The organism is Paraburkholderia terricola (assembly GCF_003330825.1).
In the GTDB taxonomy this organism is placed as follows: domain Bacteria; phylum Pseudomonadota; class Gammaproteobacteria; order Burkholderiales; family Burkholderiaceae; genus Paraburkholderia; species Paraburkholderia terricola.
The window spans coordinates 1,378,889-1,395,490 of sequence record NZ_CP024941.1 but is presented as its reverse complement, the minus strand read 5'-3'; the positions used below and the strand labels follow the sequence as shown (position 1 = coordinate 1,395,490).

Below are 16,602 nucleotides of genomic sequence, written 5' to 3'. Positions count from 1 at the left end.
ATTCGACGTTCACAAACCGGCGCGTCAGTGCGCTGCCCACTGGATGGTCGAGATGTCGATCCCGTCCTGGTGCATTTCCCACAGCGGCGACAGATCGCGCAGCTTCGAAATCTTGGTCTTCAGCAGGTTGATTACATAGTCGACGTCCTGCTCGGTCGTGAAGCGGCCCACCGTGAAGCGGATCGAGCTGTGCGCGAGTTCGTCGTTGCGGCCCAATGCGCGCAGCACGTACGACGGTTCCAGCGAAGCCGACGTGCAAGCCGAGCCCGACGACACCGCGACGTCCTTTACCGCCATGATCAGCGATTCGCCTTCGACGAAATTGAAGCTGATGTTCAGGTTGTGCGGCACACGCTTTTCCATTTCGCCGTTCACATACACTTCTTCCAATTCCGACAGGCCGCGCAACAGACGATCGCGCAGCATGCGAATGCGCTCGTTCTCCGTCGCCATCTCTTCGCGCGCGATACGGAACGCCTCGCCCATGCCGACGATCTGGTGCGTGGCCAGCGTGCCCGAACGCATGCCGCGCTCGTGACCGCCGCCGTGCATTTGCGCCTCGATACGGATACGCGGCTTGCGGCGCACGTACAGCGCGCCGATGCCCTTCGGGCCATAGGTCTTGTGCGCCGAGAACGACATCAGGTCGACCTTCAGCTTTTGCAGATCGATGTCGATCTTGCCGGTGGCTTGCGCGGCGTCGACGTGGAAAATGATGCCTTTTTCACGGCAGATTTCACCGATCGCCTCGATGTCCTGGATCACGCCGATCTCGTTGTTCACCGACATCACCGACACAAGGATCGTGTCCGGACGCAGCGCGGCCTTGAACACGTCGAGGTCGATCAGACCGTCGTCCTTCACATCCAGATACGTGACTTCGAAGCCTTCGCGCTCGAGTTCGCGGCAGGTATCGAGCACGGCCTTGTGCTCGGTCTTCACCGTGACGATGTGCTTGCCCTTGCTCTTGTAGAAGTGCGCGGCGCCCTTGATCGCGAGGTTGTCCGATTCCGTCGCGCCCGAGGTCCAGATGATCTCGCGCGGATCGGCGTTCACCAGCGCGGCCACGTTCTCGCGCGCTTCCTCGACCGCGCGCTCCGCGGTCCAGCCATACGAGTGGCTGCGCGAGGCGGGGTTGCCGAACTGCTCGCGCAGGTACGGAATCATCTTGTCCACCACGCGCGGGTCGACCGGGGTCGTGGCGCTGTAGTCCATGTAAATGGGCAGGTGGGGAATGTCGTTGTTCATGTATCGCTCCGGGGACGTCATATGCTCTGGCTTCTGGATTCTCGATCCGGCTGCGGTGATGCTTCACACCGCGCCACACCGCGCGCTACCGCGCCTAGGAACCGGCCATGTTGAAAACGGAATTGGGCCCTTTCGGCGCCGCGCGAACGGGCTCGACCGCCGGCGCCTCGTTGCGCCGGTCGCGCAACACGGTTGGCACGCCTTCGCGCGCACGCTGCTGGTCGACCAGATCCTTGAGAGAGACGGAATCCAGGTACTCGACCATTTTCTGATTCAGCGTCGACCACAGTTCATGCGTCATGCAATGGCCGTCGTGCTGTTTGGTGCCTTCGCACGAGCCCTTGCCACCGCATTGGGTGGCATCGAGCGGCTCGTCGACCGCGATGATGATGTCGGCCACGGTCACGTCTTCAGCGCGACGGGCCAGATTGTAGCCGCCGCCCGGTCCGCGCACGGACTCGACGATTTCATGGCGACGCAGCTTGCCAAACAGCTGCTCGAGATACGACAGGGAGATATGTTGGCGCTGGCTGATACCCGCAAGCGTCACCGGGCCCTGCTCCTGGCGCAGTGCCAGGTCAATCATCGCCGTGACGGCGAAACGGCCTTTCGTGGTGAGTCTCATATGTGTGGGAACCGCAATTCTCGACAAGTTTGGTCAAGTATAAATACATGAGTGAATTAGTCAAGTATCCCTGTCGCGATTTGGGTCATTTGCTTAATTGCTGGATGCGTCCGGCGCGGCTCCCCGCAGGACTAGGCCGTCAACTGGGGACGCAACGCCGCGATCAGCCCGCGGCACGCCGCTTCACACTGATCCAGCACTTGCTCGAAACCGTCCGCGCCACCGAAATAGGGATCGGCGACTTCGCGGGTGCCGCTCCAACGGCTGTCCGTCTCGGGGACGAATTCCATCAGCAGTCGGATCTTGTCGCGCTGCTCCGGCGGGCAGATCCGACGCAAGGCCGCGACGTTCTTATCGTCCATCGCGATCAGCAGATCGAAGCGCTCGAAATCGGCCGGGGTGATCTGGCGTCCGCGCAGCGCTTCCAATTTGTAACCGCGCCGGCCGGCCGCATGTCGCGCACGGTCGTCGGGCGGCGCGCCGATGTGCCAGTCGCCGGTGCCGGCCGAATCGATCAGAATGCGCTCCGCGAGCCTGGCTTCGCCAACGAGGTGGCGCATCACACCTTCCGCGGTCGGTGAACGGCAGATGTTCCCGAGGCAGACGAAGCAGATGGACACGGTTTTCATTAGAGACTTTCAGGCGCTTCGACGCGCAGGAAACGACGGTTGGCGAACGGTGCCGCGATTATACAAAGGCGCGCGGAATCTCGCCGGGCGCCCCGCCGCCTCGGCCAGGCGCTGCTTCTACCGCCGCAGCGCGCGGCATGTTGCTGTTTTATTCGATCGCGTCAGATGTCGCGCTCAGGACGCTTCGGCGAGCGGCGTCGCGGCGACGGCGCGTATCGGCTTTGCCGGCAGCGTCGACGCATCGCCGACCATGCCGTATGAAACAGCGCGCGCGAGTTCCGCGGTCAATTGATCGGCGGCGAGCGGCGCCTGCGAGGCGCGCGAAGCGGCATCGCCGCAAATATGCAGATAGGCGGCCGCGGCAAGCGGCACAACGATGGCGAGCGGCCAGTACACCGATATTGTCTTTTTCATGATGTTGTTTCTTCCGATTGAGGGGCGCGTGAACTCGTGATTCACTATTCCCATGTCGAATCCTATAGAAATTCGCAATCGAGAAAAACCGGCTGGCGCGAGATACAGCGTTGCTATGAATGGAACAGTGAATTGACGGATTCCGCGCACCGCCTCCGCGCGCTGGTTGGCACAAAAAAGAAATCCTTACAAACGCATACAAAGCTCGCATGACGTATCGCGATAATAGCGGTCTCATAGACATGAAACTTTCGCACCGGTCCATCAGATGAAACGCATTGCTTCAATCGTAGGTCTCGCCACCGCTGCGTTGCTGAGCGGCTGCGCGGTATATCCGGACGGCACGCCGATGTACGGCAATGGCTACAGCGGCTATGACGGCTACGCCTATGGCGCGCCGCAGACCAGCGTGTACATGGGCTACGGCAATTACTACGGCCCGGCGTATTACGACGGACCCGGCTACTGGGGAGGCTACCGCGGCTATCCCGATCGCGGTCGACCCTACAACGGTTACCGCGACGGCTACCGCGGCGATAACGGCGGGGGGCGTGGTCAGCCGAACGGCGGAGGGGCTCGCGGCGGGCCGCCGCCACAAGGCGCTGTCGCCGGACCGGGTGGGCCGAGCGGATCGAATGCGGCACGCCCCGGAGCCGGTAGTCCTCCGCCTCCACCTCCGCAACAGGCTGGCAACGGCGGCGGACGGGGTGCCGCGCCGGTCATCAGGGGCGTGCCTGGCCGCCCGTCCGGTGGAATGACCGACCATTGATCCACCCGACGGACCCTGCGGTCGTGCTTGAGCGACAGCGGGCGCTCCGGCTCGACACAGCGGCGCCTCGCGCGCCGCGCCCGGCCGCGAGCAAGCCGGCCAACGGCGCCAGTCGCAAGAGAGCGATGTCGATTCACGGCTGACAGCCGCCCCCTCGGCAACAAGATCGCGCCGCCTACTCAGCCGATGTGACTGCGCTGCGCGGCATACAACTCCCTGAAGGTGCGCCCCACCGGCGCCGGCATCTCGCGCGTATGCGTCCAGCCCGCACCGCCTAACGGCAGCCTCGCAATCGAACGAGTTTTCCCGCCCATTCGCTCCAGCACGCGCACGGCCATCTTGGTGAAGAGCGCATAAGCGTCCGGATGCAGCGCGAGGAAACCCCACACCGCCAGCCCCGCGCGCTCCCTCCACGGCCGCAGACGCCGCTCCACCTGCTTCTCACGCAGCTTGCGCAACAGATCGGATAAGGGAATTCCCACCGGGCACACGCTATTGCATTCGCCGCATAAGGTCGCTGCCTGCGGCAAATCCAGCGCCTTGTCGATGCCGACATAGCTCGGTGTCAGGACCGAACCCATCGGGCCGGGATACACCCAACCGTATGCATGGCCGCCCACCTTCTGATAGACCGGGCAATGGTTCATGCACGCGCCGCAGCGGATACAGCGCAGCATCTCCTGGAAATCGCCGCCTATGAGCCCCGTGCGCCCGCCGTCGACCAGCACGACGTACATATGCTCGGGGCCATCCTGATCCGCCTCGCCGCGCGGCCCGGTCAGCACCGAAAAATAGTTCGACGTCGCCTGGCCCGTCGCCGAGCGCGGCAGCAGACGCATCGCCGTCGCGAGGTCTTCGAGCGTGGGCAGCACCTTCTCGATACCCGTGACGGCGACATGCACACGCGGCATCACCGTGCACATGCCCTCGTTGCCCTCGTTCGTGACGAGCACGACCGAGCCGGTTTCCGCCACCACGAAGTTGCCGCCCGTCACGCCCATGTCCGCCGACAGGAAATGCGGACGCAGTACTTCGCGCGCTTCCCGCGTCATATCGGTGATTTCGGTGAGGCGCGGCCGGTTGTGGGTCTTCGCGAACAGATCGGCGATCTCGTCCTTATCCTTATGGACGACCGGCGCGATGATGTGGCTCGGCGGTTCGTTGTCGTTGATCTGCAGAATGTATTCGCCCAGATCGGTTTCGATCGACTGCACGCCCATCTGACCGAGCACCTCGTTCAGGCGCATTTCCTCGGTGACCATCGACTTGGTCTTGATCACCTTCTTCACGTCATGCCGGCGCGAGATGTCGCCGACGAGCCGGGCGGCTTCCTGGGTCGTCTCGGCGAACAGCACCGTGACGCCGCGCCGGGTCGCCTCGCGTTCGAACGTTTCCAGCCACACATCGAGGTTTTCCAGCGCGCGATCACGGCGCTCCTTCAACGCCGCGCGGGTGGCGGGAAAGTCGATGGCGGTCATGGCCGCGGCGCGGGCCGACACGAATTTGGTCGACAGCTTGGTGAGGTTCTGCTGCAGACGCTGGTCGGCGAGTTTCTGACCCGCGCGAGCCTTGAACTGCATCGATTGGACTTGCATGGCGGCCTTGTGCTTATTCGGAATCGGGCATTCGGATGAGACGTTCGAAATGAAGCGCGCGGAATGGAACGCGGCACGCCTTCACGCGTCGCCGGCGAGCACCTGCGCGATGTGCAACACCCGCGTCGTGGTGTCGCCGGTGCGCCGCAACCGCCCTTCGATATTGAGCATGCAGCCGAGGTCGCCCAGCACCACCGCGCCCGCGCCGCTCGCGCTGATGTTCGCGCATTTTTCGTCGACGATCGCCGTGGAAATATCGCCGTACTTGACCGCGAAGGTGCCGCCGAAACCGCAGCAGTGCTCGCAGCCCTTCATTTCGGTCACCGCCACGCCCACTTGCGCGAGCAGCGCGCGCGGCTGCGTCTTGACGCCGAGCTCACGCAATCCCGAACAGGAATCGTGATAAGTCACCTGCCCCGCGAATTCGCCGGGCTGCAATTGCACCCTGGCCACGTTGACGAGGAAATCGGTCAGCTCGAACACTCTCGGCCGCAAGCGGCCGAAGCGGTTCATCAATTCGGGATCGTCGGCAAAGAGATCGCCGTAGTGCGCGCGGATCATGCCGCCGCACGAGCCGGACGGCACCACGACGTAGTCGAACTGTTCGAACTCACGCAGCGCTTTCTCCGCGAGGTCGCGCGCGATGCGCCGTTCGCCGGAGTTGTATGCGGGCTGCCCGCAGCAGGTTTGCGCGGGAGGCACCACCACCTCGAAACCGGCGCCCTCGATCAGCTTGATGACCGAAAAACCGATCTCCGGACGCATCAGGTCGATCAGGCAGGTGACGAACAATCCGACTCGCATGAGCCCTCCTTCGGGAAAACGTCCCTGATTATCCGCCGTTTGGCGCACAATACCAACGGCCGGAAGGCATAGGACGCGTGCCACGTTAATTTGGAATAGCGCTTCGAACCGCGTTCGCTTTTTTCACGATACGAGATACAATCAGTTTTCCGCTGTTTGACGCGTCAACCGATTCCTCCCATGAGCGATACGAACCCGGATCCCAAAACTTCGATCCAGGTGATCGAACGCATGATGCGCTTGCTCGACGCACTCGCTGCGCATAGCGACCCGGTCAGCCTGAAAGAACTCGCCATCCGCACGGAGCTGCATCCGTCCACCGCGCACCGCATCCTGAACGACATGGTGATGTGCCGGCTGGTCGACCGGTCGGATCCCGGCACCTACCGTCTCGGCATGCGCCTGCTCGAACTGGGCAATCTGGTGAAGGCACGCCTGTCGGTGCGCGACGCGGCGCTCACGCCGATGCGCGAACTGCATCGTCAGACGGGCCAGACAGTGAATCTGTCGGTACGCCAGGGTGACGAGATCGTCTATATCGAACGCGCCTATTCGGAACGCTCCGGCATGCAGGTGGTGCGGGCCATCGGCGGGCGGGCGCCTTTGCATCTCACGTCGGTGGGCAAGCTGTTTCTCGCCGCCGACGAATCCACCCGCGTTCGCGCCTACGCCACCCGCACGGGTTTGTCGGGTCACACGCAAAACAGCATCACCGACCTGACCAAGCTGGAGCGCGAGCTTTCGCACGTGCGTCAGCAGGCCTGCGCGCGCGATAACGAGGAACTGGAATTGGGCGTGCGCTGCATCGCCGCCGGCATTTACGACGACACCGGCAAGCTGGTCGCGGGTCTGTCGCTGTCGGCACCGGCCGACCGTTTGCAGGACTCGTGGCTCGGCCAGCTCAGTCAAACGGCGCTGATGATTTCGGAGTCGCTCGGCTACCGGCCGCAAGCCTCGCAAGATCATACGCATAGCCACGCGTAAGCCGTCGGCAGCTTGAATCGCTGCCGCACAAAAAAGCCTCGCAAGTGCGAGGCTTTTTCGTTGGAGGCGCCAGTGTGCAAACCGGCCGCCGAAGGAAGCATTTCAGGTGCCGGCGCCGCCGGCGTCCGCGCTCGTGATGCGCGGCTGGTCGCCGCCGTTATCCAGCCATGTGCGCAGACGCGTGGCGTCCGCGAAGCGCGAGTATTTGCCCGACGAGTCGAGCAGCACGAGGACCATCGGACGGCCATGAATGGTCGCCTGCATGACGAGGCACTCACCCGCCTCATTGATGAAACCGGTCTTTTGCAGACCAATGTCCCACGTCGGATTGCGCACCAGCGCATTCGTGCTGTTGTACGCGAGCGAACGCTTGCCGGTGTAGACCTCGTAGCTGTGATCGGTCGAGAACTTGCGGATCAGCGGATACTGATACGCCGCGTTGACCATCTTCACCAGGTCGCGCGCGCTCGACACATTCTGGCTTGTCAAACCCGTGGCGTTCTCGAAGTGCGTGTCGGTCATGCCGAGTTGCCTCGCCTTCGCGTTCATTGCCGCAAGAAACGCCGGGCGGCCGCCGGGGAAATAACGCGACAGCGCTGCGGCCGCGCGGTTTTCCGACGCCATCAGCGCGATATGCAGCATGTCTTCACGCGAGAGCACCGAACCCACCGACAGGCGCGAGCCGGTGTTTTTCTCGTAGTCGCGGTCTTCGTCGGTGACTTCCAGCTGGTCGCTCATGGACTCTTTCGAATCCAGGACCACCATCGCGGTCATCAGCTTGGTGATCGACGCAATCGGCACCACGGCGCGCGAGTTCTTGTCGAAGAGCGGTTCGCCGGTGTTCTGATCGATCACGTAGGCGACGCTCGAGCGCAGCATCAACGCGTCCGGCGTTTCGTGCAGACCAAAAGCCTGGCCGACCGTCGGCTGACGCGGCTCATAGGCGACGCGGCGCACCGCCGAATGGTGGCGACCATTCGACGTGTACGTTACGCGCTTACGCTTGACGCTTGCGCGCGGCGTGTCGTCGTCGGCGGCAACGGCCTTGACGGTCGCGCCTTTGCCGGCCTTCGACGACTTGCTCGACACCTTGGCGGCTGCCGGCTTTTTGGCCGTTTTGGCTTGTTTGGATGTTTTTGCGGTTGCAGCAGGCGTGGCGGCAAAAGCGCTCACAGGCGCGGCGAACGCCGCTGTGATGACCATGGAGACGGCCACCGACAGAGCGGTGCTGCGGGCCGCGCCGCGGATCACTTTTAGCGACGAAAACATGTCGGTTTTCATGGGTGTTCGGTAGGGAGCGGCGAGAGGTTTCCGCAAGTGTAGTAAAACAACGAAAAATTAGCAATTTGAAGCACTTATACGCGGTCCTTAAACCGGCTTGTAAGATCCGATCGCCAAAACACAAATAAGTGCCACGCCTCGATCGAAAAAAACGATCGCCGGCGCGTTGCTTCGCCGTTGCCGCCATCCGCGGAAAGGGATGCTTCTTACAGCATAACGGCAAACGCGGAAACAACCTTAATAGGGGAAGTACGGTCACAGCGCCGATGCACAACGCTTCTGCGAACGCAAGGGAACAACGCCGGATCTTGCCGCAAGCTGTTAAACGCTTGCTGGAGACGCCAACGCGCATTCGACTAGCACCAAGCATTAACGTTCCATGAGACCTTCTGGTTTACGTCGGATGGACGAAACCACGAAAAGCCCCGTGACGCGGCAATCATTACCGATTTCGCCTGGCACCAGTGGGGTGCAAATGTCAAATCGACCTGGTCATACGCCGGTCATGCTTCGCGCATAAGTTCTTGTTTTATCAGCAACTTCTTAAGATTGTGCGACGCACAAAAAGTGCTTGACATTCGTGACAGGCATCCTAAAATAGCAACCATTGCTGCGATGCACAAAACATCGCGGTCCAGGCAGACGATCTAACGTCTCGCCACCAACCCAATGCGGTCCGCACAGACAGACCGCAATCCAGGAGCGTAAACCATGACTCTGCTGACCCCTGAGCAATTCGCCGCCGCCCAGAAAGCCAACTTTGAAACGCTGTTCGGCCTTACGACCAAGGCATTCGAAGGCGTCGAAAAGCTGGTTGAGCTGAACCTGCAAGTCGTGAAATCGACGCTCGCGGAAAGCCAGGAAAATGCTCAACGCGCGCTGTCGGTGAAAGACGCGCAGGAATTGCTGGCCCTGCAAGCAAGCCTTGCACAGCCGGTGGCTGAAAAGGCGCTGTCGTATGGCCGCCACGTGTATGAAATCGTGTCGGCAACCCAAGGTGAATTCGCCCGCGTCGCTGAAGCGCAATTCGAAGAGCAAAACCGCAAGGTGCAGTCGCTCGTCGAAAACGTCGCGAAGAATGCGCCGGCTGGTTCGGAAACCGCTGTCGCCGTGATGAAGTCGGCTATCACTGCCGCCAACACCACGTACGAAACGGTCCACAAGGCGACCAAGCAAGCCGTCGAAATCGCCGAAAGCAACTTCAATGCTGCCGCCACGGCCGCATCGAAGGCAGCTTCGCAAGCCGCTGCGCAAGCATCGCGCTCGTCGGCCAAGAAGGCAGTTTAAGTTTCATCAGGCATCGCCATCACGCCGGTCCAGCTCACCCGTTGGGCCGGCGCTACTCCAGGCAACAGCGTCGAGCGGTTGCCGCTCGCCCGCTTCGATTGGCCGAACGCTCCGATACGTTGAATAACGTATCGTTTGCCCGGCGAAAGGCCGGGATTTTTTTGCCTGAGTTGATGCCTGACACGCGCGGCCGTTTGTTCGTTTCCACCGTCTTGCACGGCGAACGCTACCTCCAGCCCGCCGCGAAAAAAAACGGCGCGCCCTTCGCGGGGCGCGCCGTTTTTTTATAGAGCCCGGCTGAAAACGCGCGGGCTCGACAGCATTACTTCTTTTTCTGCGGCGGCAAATCGGTGCAGACGCCTTCGTACAATTCGGCGGCCATCCCGATCGATTCGCCGAGCGTCGGATGCGGATGAATCGTCTTGCCGATATCCGTTGCATCCGCGCCCATTTCAACCGCGAGACACACTTCGCTGATCAGGTCGCCCGCGTTCAGACCGACGATCCCGCCACCGATCACGCGATGCGTTTCCTCGTCAAACAGCAGTTTCGTGAAGCCTTCGTCGCGGCCGTTGGCGATCGCGCGGCCTGAAGCGGCCCACGGGAACACCGCCTTGCCGTACTTGACGCCTTCGGCCTTCAACTGGTCTTCCGTCTTGCCGGCCCAGGCCACTTCCGGATCGGTGTACGCCACCGACGGAATCTGCAACGCGTCGAAGTAGGCCTTCTCGCCGTGCGCGACTTCAGCGGCGACGTGCGCTTCATGCACGGCCTTGTGCGCGAGCATCGGCTGACCGACGATATCGCCGATCGCAAAGATGTGCGGCACGTTGGTGCGCATCTGCTTGTCGACCTCGATGAAGCCACGGTCCGTCACGGCAACGCCGGCCTTGTCGGCACCGATCCTCTTGCCGTTCGGCGTACGGCCGACGGCGACCAGCACGAGATCGTAGCGTTGCGCTTCGGCCGGGGCCTTTTCGCCCTCGAACGAGACGTAGATGCCGTCGTCTTTCGCTTCGGCCGCGGTGGTTTTGGTCTTCAGCATGACGTTGGCGAAACGCTTGCTGTTGTACTTCTCCCAGACCTTGACCAGATCACGGTCGGCACCGGCCATCAGACCGTCGAGCATTTCGACAACGTCGATCTGCGCGCCGAGCGTCGCATACACCGTCGCCATTTCGAGGCCGATGATGCCGCCGCCGATCACCAGCATGCGCTGCGGAATCTGACGCAATTCCAGCGCGCCGGTCGAATCGACCACTCGCGGGTCTTCCGGAATGAACGGCAGCTTCACCGCTTCGGAGCCTGCGGCGATGATCGCCTGCTTGAACTTGACGACCTTCTTGCCGCCTTCGGTCTGCACTTCCATGTGATGCGGATCGACGAACGCGCCGGTACCCGTCACGACGTCGACCTTGCGCATTTTCGCCATGCCGGCGAGACCGCCGGTGAGCTTCTTGACGACGCCCGCCTTGAAGTCGCGCAGTTTGTCGAGATCGATTTGCGGCTTGCCGAACGTGATGCCGTGTGCGCCGAGCGCTTCGGCTTCGTCGATGACGAGCGCGGTATGCAGCAGCGCCTTCGACGGAATGCAGCCGACGTTCAGACAAACGCCGCCCAGTGTCGAATAACGCTCGACGAGCACCGTCTTCATGCCGAGATCGGCCGAGCGGAATGCAGCCGAATAGCCGCCGGGGCCCGAGCCGAGCACGAGCATGTCGCACTCGATGTCGGCGTTGCCGGAGAAGCTGCCGGCCTGCGGAGCGGGCGCGGCGGCCTTGGGCGCCGTGGCGGCCGGAGCCGGCGCTTTGGCGGGTTCGTTGGCCGGCGCCTTCGGTGCATCCTTGGCCGGAGCCGCGTCCGCGGACGTTTCGACGAGCGCGATGATCGAGCCTTGCGAGACTTTGTCGCCGGCTTTGACGCGCACTTCCTTGACGGTGCCGGCGGTATCGCTCGGCACTTCGATCGAGGCCTTATCGGACTCGAGCGTCATCAGCGCCTGTTCGTTCTCGATGACATCGCCCGCTTTGATATTGACTTCAATGACATCGACGTCCTTGAAGTCACCGATATCCGGCACTTTTACTTCGACGAGACTCATAGTGTCCCCTTCTTTTATTGATCGGTGATGAAGCTCGCTAAACCGCCTGTCTGCAGCCCGAAAGCTAGCAGCGCCCTGAGCAGAATCAGCCTTTGCCTTCCGCCCAAGGACGCGCCTTTCTTTTGCCTACTTTTCTTTGGAAGACGCCCCGAAGGAAGTGCCCTTGGGGTACAAAGAAAAGTAAGTGCCGCCCCGCACAGGGGCGACGCTGATAGACCACAAGAAAAACAGGTTCAACAGAGAGACGCGGATAACCACCTAAACAAAGCCATCCGCACCGCAGACAACCATCACAAGATCAAAGAATCACACGCCGAAAATCGGCAAGAATCGACCCAAGATAAGCATTGAACCGCGCCGCCTCCGCCCCATCGATAACCCGATGGTCATACGACAAAGACATCGGCAAAATGAGCCGCGGCACAAACGCTTTGCCGTCCCAAACCGGCTTCATCGCGCCACGCGACAAACCGAGAATGGCGACTTCAGGCGCATTGATGATCGGCGTAAAGTTCGTACCGCCGATCCCCCCAAGGGACGAAATCGAGAAGCAGCCGCCTTGCATCTGATCCGGCTTGAGCTTGCCTTCGCGCGCTGCCTTCGACAGATCGGTCATCTCCTTCGCGATCTCGACGAGACCCTTCTTGTCCGCATCGCGAATCACCGGAACGACCAGACCGTTCGGCGTATCCGCGGCAAAACCCACGTGGTAGTACTGCTTGAACACGAGGTTATCGCCGTCGAGGCTCGCGTTGAACGTCGGGAATTTCTTCAGCGCGGAAACCACGGCCTTGATCACGAACGCCAGCATCGTGATCTTCACGCCGGCCTTTTCGTTTTCCTTGTTCAACTGCACGCGCAACGCTTCGAGTTCGGTGATGTCCGCCTCGTCGTTGTTCGTGACGTGCGGAATCATGACCCAGTTGCGATGCAGATTCGCGCCCGAAATCTTCTTGATGCGCGACAGCGGCTTCGGATCGATCGGGCCGAACTTCGTGAAGTCGACCTTCGGCCACGGCAGCAGATTCAATTCGCCGCCGCCTGCCGCCGCAGGCGCTGCCGCACCCGCCGGCGCCGCGCGCTGGCCGGTCATCACCCCCTTGATGAACGAGGTGACGTCGGCTTGCGTGATGCGGCCCTTCGGACCCGTGCCCTGCACTTGCGTCACATCGACGCCGAGTTCGCGCGCGAACTTGCGCACGGACGGCGAGGCATGGCTCGGATGACGCGCACCGCCTTCGCCGGCCGGAATCAGCGGGGCCTGAGCGAGCGCCGACGGCGAAGCGGGAGCCGGCGACGGCGCGACCGGCGCATCCGACGGCTTCTCGACGGCTGCCGGTTTGGCGGCGGGCGCCGGCGCAGCCGCGCCGCCTTCCGCTTCCACCACGACGATCACCGAGCCTTCCGACACCGTATCGCCGACCTTGACCTTCACTTCCTTGACGACGCCGGCGGCCGAACTCGGCACGTCCATGGTCGCCTTGTCGGATTCGAGCGTCACGAGCGACTGCTCTTTCTCGACGCGATCGCCGACCTTCACCGCGACTTCGATCACGGGAATGTCTTTGTAGTCGCCGATATCCGGCACTTTCACTTCTTGCAGACCGCCGCCCGCCGGGGCAGGCGCCGGAGCCGCGGCGGGAGCCGGCGCAGGCGCGGCGGCCGGCGCGGGCGCCGGTGCGGCAGCAGGCGCGGCAGCCGAAGCACCGGCACCCGCGCCATTCAGCACGACGATCAACGAACCTTCCGACACGTTGTCGCCAACCTTGACCTTCACTTCCTTCACGACGCCCGCAGCCGAACTCGGCACGTCCATCGTCGCCTTGTCGGACTCCAGCGTAACGAGCGATTGCTCTTTCTCGACGGTATCACCCGCCTTCACCAGCACCTCGATCACAGGGATGTCCTTGTAATCGCCGATATCCGGCACCTTGACTTCGATCGCTTGACTCATTGTTAGTGTCTCCTGGGCCGCGCACGCGCCCCGCCCTGTCGATCAGGGCAGGCGCGCACGCCGTGGCACACGGGGAATGATGCCTTAGACGGTCATCGGGTTGGGTTTGGCGGGATCAAGGTTGTATTTCTTGAGCGCCTCGGCGACGACCTTGCGTTCGATCGTGCCTTCGTCTGCCAGTGCATTCAACGCGGCAACCGTGACCCAGTAGCGGTCGACTTCGAAGAAGTGGCGCAGCTTTTCACGCGTGTCCGAACGGCCATAGCCATCCGTGCCCAGCACGACGAATTTCTGCGGCACGAACGCGCGAATCTGCTCGGTGAGCGCCCGCACGTAGTCGGTGGAGGCGATGACCGGACCTTGCGTGTCCTTCAGGAGCTTCTCGACGTGCGAGAGCTTCTTCTCTTCGGTGGGATGCAGCAGGTTCCAACGCTGCACTTCATGGCCTTCGCGCGCGAGTTCGGTGAAGCTCGGCACGCTCCACAGATCGGCGGCAACGCCCCAGTCGTTCTTCAGCAGGTCGGCGGCGGCGATCACTTCGTTGAAGATTGTGCCCGCGCCCATCAACTGCACGCGCGGCGCCTTCTTGTCGGCCTCCGCCTTGCGGAAGGAGTACATGCCCTTGATGATGTCGGCCGCTACCGATTCGCCCTGCGGCATCGCCGGGTGCTCGTAGTTCTCGTTCATCACCGTGACGTAGTAGTACACGTCTTCCTGATCCGCGACCATGCGGCGCAGACCGTCCTGCATGATGACGGCGAGTTCGTAACCGAACGTCGGGTCATAGCTGATGCAGTTCGGCACCGAGGCGGCCCACAGCAGCGAATGGCCGTCTTCGTGTTGCAGACCCTCGCCGTTCAACGTCGTGCGGCCAGCCGTGCCGCCCAGCAGGAAGCCGCGCGAGCGCATGTCGCCCGCGGCCCATGCGAGGTCGCCGATGCGCTGGAAACCGAACATCGAGTAGAAGATGTAGAACGGGATCATGATCTCGCCGTGCGTCGAGTACGACGTCGCGGCCGCGATCCAGTCGGACATGCCGCCGGCTTCGTTGATGCCTTCCTGCAGGATCTGACCGGTTTCCGACTCACGGTAAAACATAAGCTGGTCGGAATCTTCCGGCACGTACTTCTGGCCGTCCTGATTCCAGATGCCGATCTGGCGGAACAGACCTTCCATGCCGAAGGTACGCGACTCGTCCGGCACGATCGGCACGATGCGCTTGCCGAGCGCCTTGTCCTTCAACAGGATATTGAGAATCCGCACGAACGCCATCGTCGTGGAAATCTCGCGGCCTTCGCCCGTGCCCTTCAACAGCGGCTCGAATACCGACAGTTCCGGCACCGGCAGCGATTCGGCCTTCTGGCGACGCGCCGGCAGATAACCGCCGAGATCCTGACGGCGGGCGCGCATGTACTCGAGTTCCTTCGAGCCTTCCTCGAACTTCAGGTACGGCACGTTGACGAGGTCTTCGTCGGAGATCGGCAGACGGAACTGGTCGCGGAATTTCTTCAACTGATCCACCTGCATCTTCTTCTGCTGGTGGGTGATGTTCATCGCCTGACCGGCTTCGCCCATGCCGTAGCCCTTGATCGTCTTGGCGAGGATCACGGTCGGCTGGCCCTTGGCGTTCGTGGCTTCCGAGAACGCCGCGTAGATCTTGTGCGGATCGTGGCCGCCGCGGTTCAGATTCCAGATGTCCTCGTCGGACCAGTCGGCGACCAGCGCCTTCAATTCCGGCGTGTTGAAGAAGTGCTCGCGAACGAACGCGCCCGACTCCGACTTGTACGTCTGATATTCGCCGTCGACGACTTCCATCATGCGGCGCATCAGCGCGCCCGACTTGTCGCGTTGGAACAGCGCGTCCCAGCGGCTGCCCCAGATCACCTTGATGACGTTCCAGCCCGCGCCGCGGAATTCGCTCTCGAGTTCCTGGATGATCTTGCCGTTACCGCGCACCGGACCGTCGAGGCGCTGCAGGTTGCAGTTGATCACGAACACGAGGTTGTCGAGCCGTTCGCGGCCGGCCATGCCGATCGCACCGAGCGATTCCGGTTCATCCGTCTCGCCGTCGCCGAGGAAAGCCCAGACCTTGCGGCCCTCGGTTTTCGCGATGCCGCGCGCCTGCATGTACTTCATGAAGCGCGCCTGATAGATCGCCATGATCGGGCCGAGACCCATCGAGACGGTCGGGAATTGCCAGAAGTCGGGCATCAGCCACGGGTGCGGATACGACGAGATGCCCTCGCCGCCCACTTCCTGGCGGAAGTTGTCGAGCTGGTTTTCGGTCAGACGGCCGAGCAGGAACGCGCGCGAGTACACGCCCGGCGACGAATGGCCCTGCACGAACACGAGGTCGCCGCCATGCTCGGCCGACGGCGCATGCCAGAAGTGGTTGTAGCCGACGTCATACAGCGTGGCCGCCGACGCGAACGATGCGATGTGGCCGCCGACGTTCGTGTCCTTGCCCGCGCGCAATACCATGGCGATGGCGTTCCAGCGCGTGTACGAGCGAATGCGGTGTTCGAGATCCTGGTCGCCCGGAATCGGCGCCTGACGCGAGACAGGAATCGTATTGATGTAGGGAGTGTTCGCCGAGAACGGCAGATGTTCGCCGTGCACACGGGCGAATTCGATTTGCTTTTCGATCAGGTAGTGAGCGCGATCGGGGCCCACAGCAGAAATCACGCCATCCAGCGCTTCAAGCCATTCGCCGGTTTCCTGGGGATCGTCGTCTTTTTCGGCGGCGACATATTTCATGACTTCGTCGGGTACAGCGGACATGCTCGTCTCCTGGATATAGAGGAACGCTCTTTGGACAGACGACGCGGACGAAGCACGGCCGCGGCAGCTTCGGCCGATTGTAATAAGGGTCCCGACGTCCGCGCAACAAAATTTTCGAATTGCGAGATCG

General features: G+C 62.2%; 13 protein-coding genes. 3 read left to right on the top strand and 10 right to left on the bottom strand.

Annotation, left to right across the window (positions count from 1 at the left end; translation table 11 throughout):
• Positions 1-24: 24 nt before the first annotated feature.
• The 4 genes from CUJ90_RS06205 to CUJ90_RS06190 form a co-directional block, all read right to left on the bottom strand.
• Positions 25-1,248, bottom strand: coding sequence for an IscS subfamily cysteine desulfurase (locus tag CUJ90_RS06205; protein WP_114162211.1), 1,224 nt, complete (start codon positions 1,246-1,248; stop codon positions 25-27).
• A gap of 94 nt (positions 1,249-1,342) precedes the next feature.
• The gene (gene iscR / locus CUJ90_RS06200) at positions 1,343-1,873 is read right to left on the bottom strand and encodes a Fe-S cluster assembly transcriptional regulator IscR (protein WP_073427554.1); all 531 of its coding nucleotides are present in this window, start codon (positions 1,871-1,873) and stop codon (positions 1,343-1,345) included.
• Positions 1,874-2,004: 131 nt separating this feature from the next.
• A complete protein-coding gene (locus CUJ90_RS06195; protein ID WP_073427553.1) occupies positions 2,005-2,502 on the bottom strand; it encodes a low molecular weight protein-tyrosine-phosphatase in 498 nt (165 codons plus the stop codon).
• 174 nt (positions 2,503-2,676) lie between these two features.
• Positions 2,677-2,916: a hypothetical protein gene (locus CUJ90_RS06190; RefSeq protein ID WP_114162210.1), complete on the bottom strand. Its 240-nt coding sequence runs from the start codon at positions 2,914-2,916 to the stop codon at positions 2,677-2,679.
• A gap of 268 nt (positions 2,917-3,184) precedes the next feature.
• Here CUJ90_RS06190 and CUJ90_RS06185 point away from each other — a divergent pair, with 268 nt between their 5' ends.
• Positions 3,185-3,685, top strand: a complete 501-nt coding sequence (locus CUJ90_RS06185) for a hypothetical protein (RefSeq protein WP_114162209.1) — start codon at positions 3,185-3,187, stop codon at positions 3,683-3,685.
• A 179-nt stretch (positions 3,686-3,864) separates the two neighbouring features.
• On the opposite strand, the gene CUJ90_RS06180 is transcribed toward CUJ90_RS06185, so the two are convergent.
• Together CUJ90_RS06180 and CUJ90_RS06175 are read right to left on the bottom strand one after the other, a co-directional pair.
• Positions 3,865-5,280: a lactate utilization protein B gene (locus CUJ90_RS06180; RefSeq protein ID WP_114162208.1), complete on the bottom strand. Its 1,416-nt coding sequence runs from the start codon at positions 5,278-5,280 to the stop codon at positions 3,865-3,867.
• An 81-nt stretch (positions 5,281-5,361) separates the two neighbouring features.
• A complete protein-coding gene (locus CUJ90_RS06175; RefSeq protein WP_114162207.1) occupies positions 5,362-6,084 on the bottom strand; it encodes a (Fe-S)-binding protein in 723 nt (240 codons plus the stop codon).
• A 180-nt stretch (positions 6,085-6,264) separates the two neighbouring features.
• On the opposite strand from CUJ90_RS06175, the gene CUJ90_RS06170 reads away from it, so the two are divergent.
• The gene (locus CUJ90_RS06170) at positions 6,265-7,068 is read left to right on the top strand and encodes an IclR family transcriptional regulator (RefSeq protein WP_073427548.1); all 804 of its coding nucleotides are present in this window, start codon (positions 6,265-6,267) and stop codon (positions 7,066-7,068) included.
• A gap of 102 nt (positions 7,069-7,170) precedes the next feature.
• On the opposite strand, the gene pbpG is transcribed toward CUJ90_RS06170, so the two are convergent.
• Positions 7,171-8,349: a D-alanyl-D-alanine endopeptidase gene (gene pbpG / locus CUJ90_RS06165; protein WP_114162206.1), complete on the bottom strand. Its 1,179-nt coding sequence runs from the start codon at positions 8,347-8,349 to the stop codon at positions 7,171-7,173.
• 711 nt (positions 8,350-9,060) lie between these two features.
• Between pbpG and CUJ90_RS06160 the strand changes: the two genes are divergently transcribed.
• Entirely contained in the window at positions 9,061-9,636 is a 576-nt protein-coding gene (locus tag CUJ90_RS06160) for a phasin family protein (protein WP_083083351.1), read from the top strand.
• Between the two features lie 322 nt (positions 9,637-9,958).
• On the opposite strand, the gene lpdA is transcribed toward CUJ90_RS06160, so the two are convergent.
• The 3 genes from lpdA to aceE all read right to left on the bottom strand — a co-directional run bounded on the left by lpdA (position 9,959) and on the right by aceE (position 16,472).
• On the bottom strand, positions 9,959-11,737 hold the full coding sequence (gene lpdA / locus CUJ90_RS06150; RefSeq protein ID WP_114162204.1) for a dihydrolipoyl dehydrogenase: 1,779 nt from the start codon (positions 11,735-11,737) through the stop codon (positions 9,959-9,961).
• A gap of 298 nt (positions 11,738-12,035) precedes the next feature.
• Positions 12,036-13,691, bottom strand: coding sequence for a dihydrolipoyllysine-residue acetyltransferase (gene aceF / locus CUJ90_RS06145; RefSeq protein WP_114162203.1), 1,656 nt, complete (start codon positions 13,689-13,691; stop codon positions 12,036-12,038).
• Between the two features lie 84 nt (positions 13,692-13,775).
• Positions 13,776-16,472, bottom strand: a complete 2,697-nt coding sequence (gene aceE / locus CUJ90_RS06140) for a pyruvate dehydrogenase (acetyl-transferring), homodimeric type (protein ID WP_114162202.1) — start codon at positions 16,470-16,472, stop codon at positions 13,776-13,778.
• Positions 16,473-16,602: the final 130 nt, after the last annotated feature.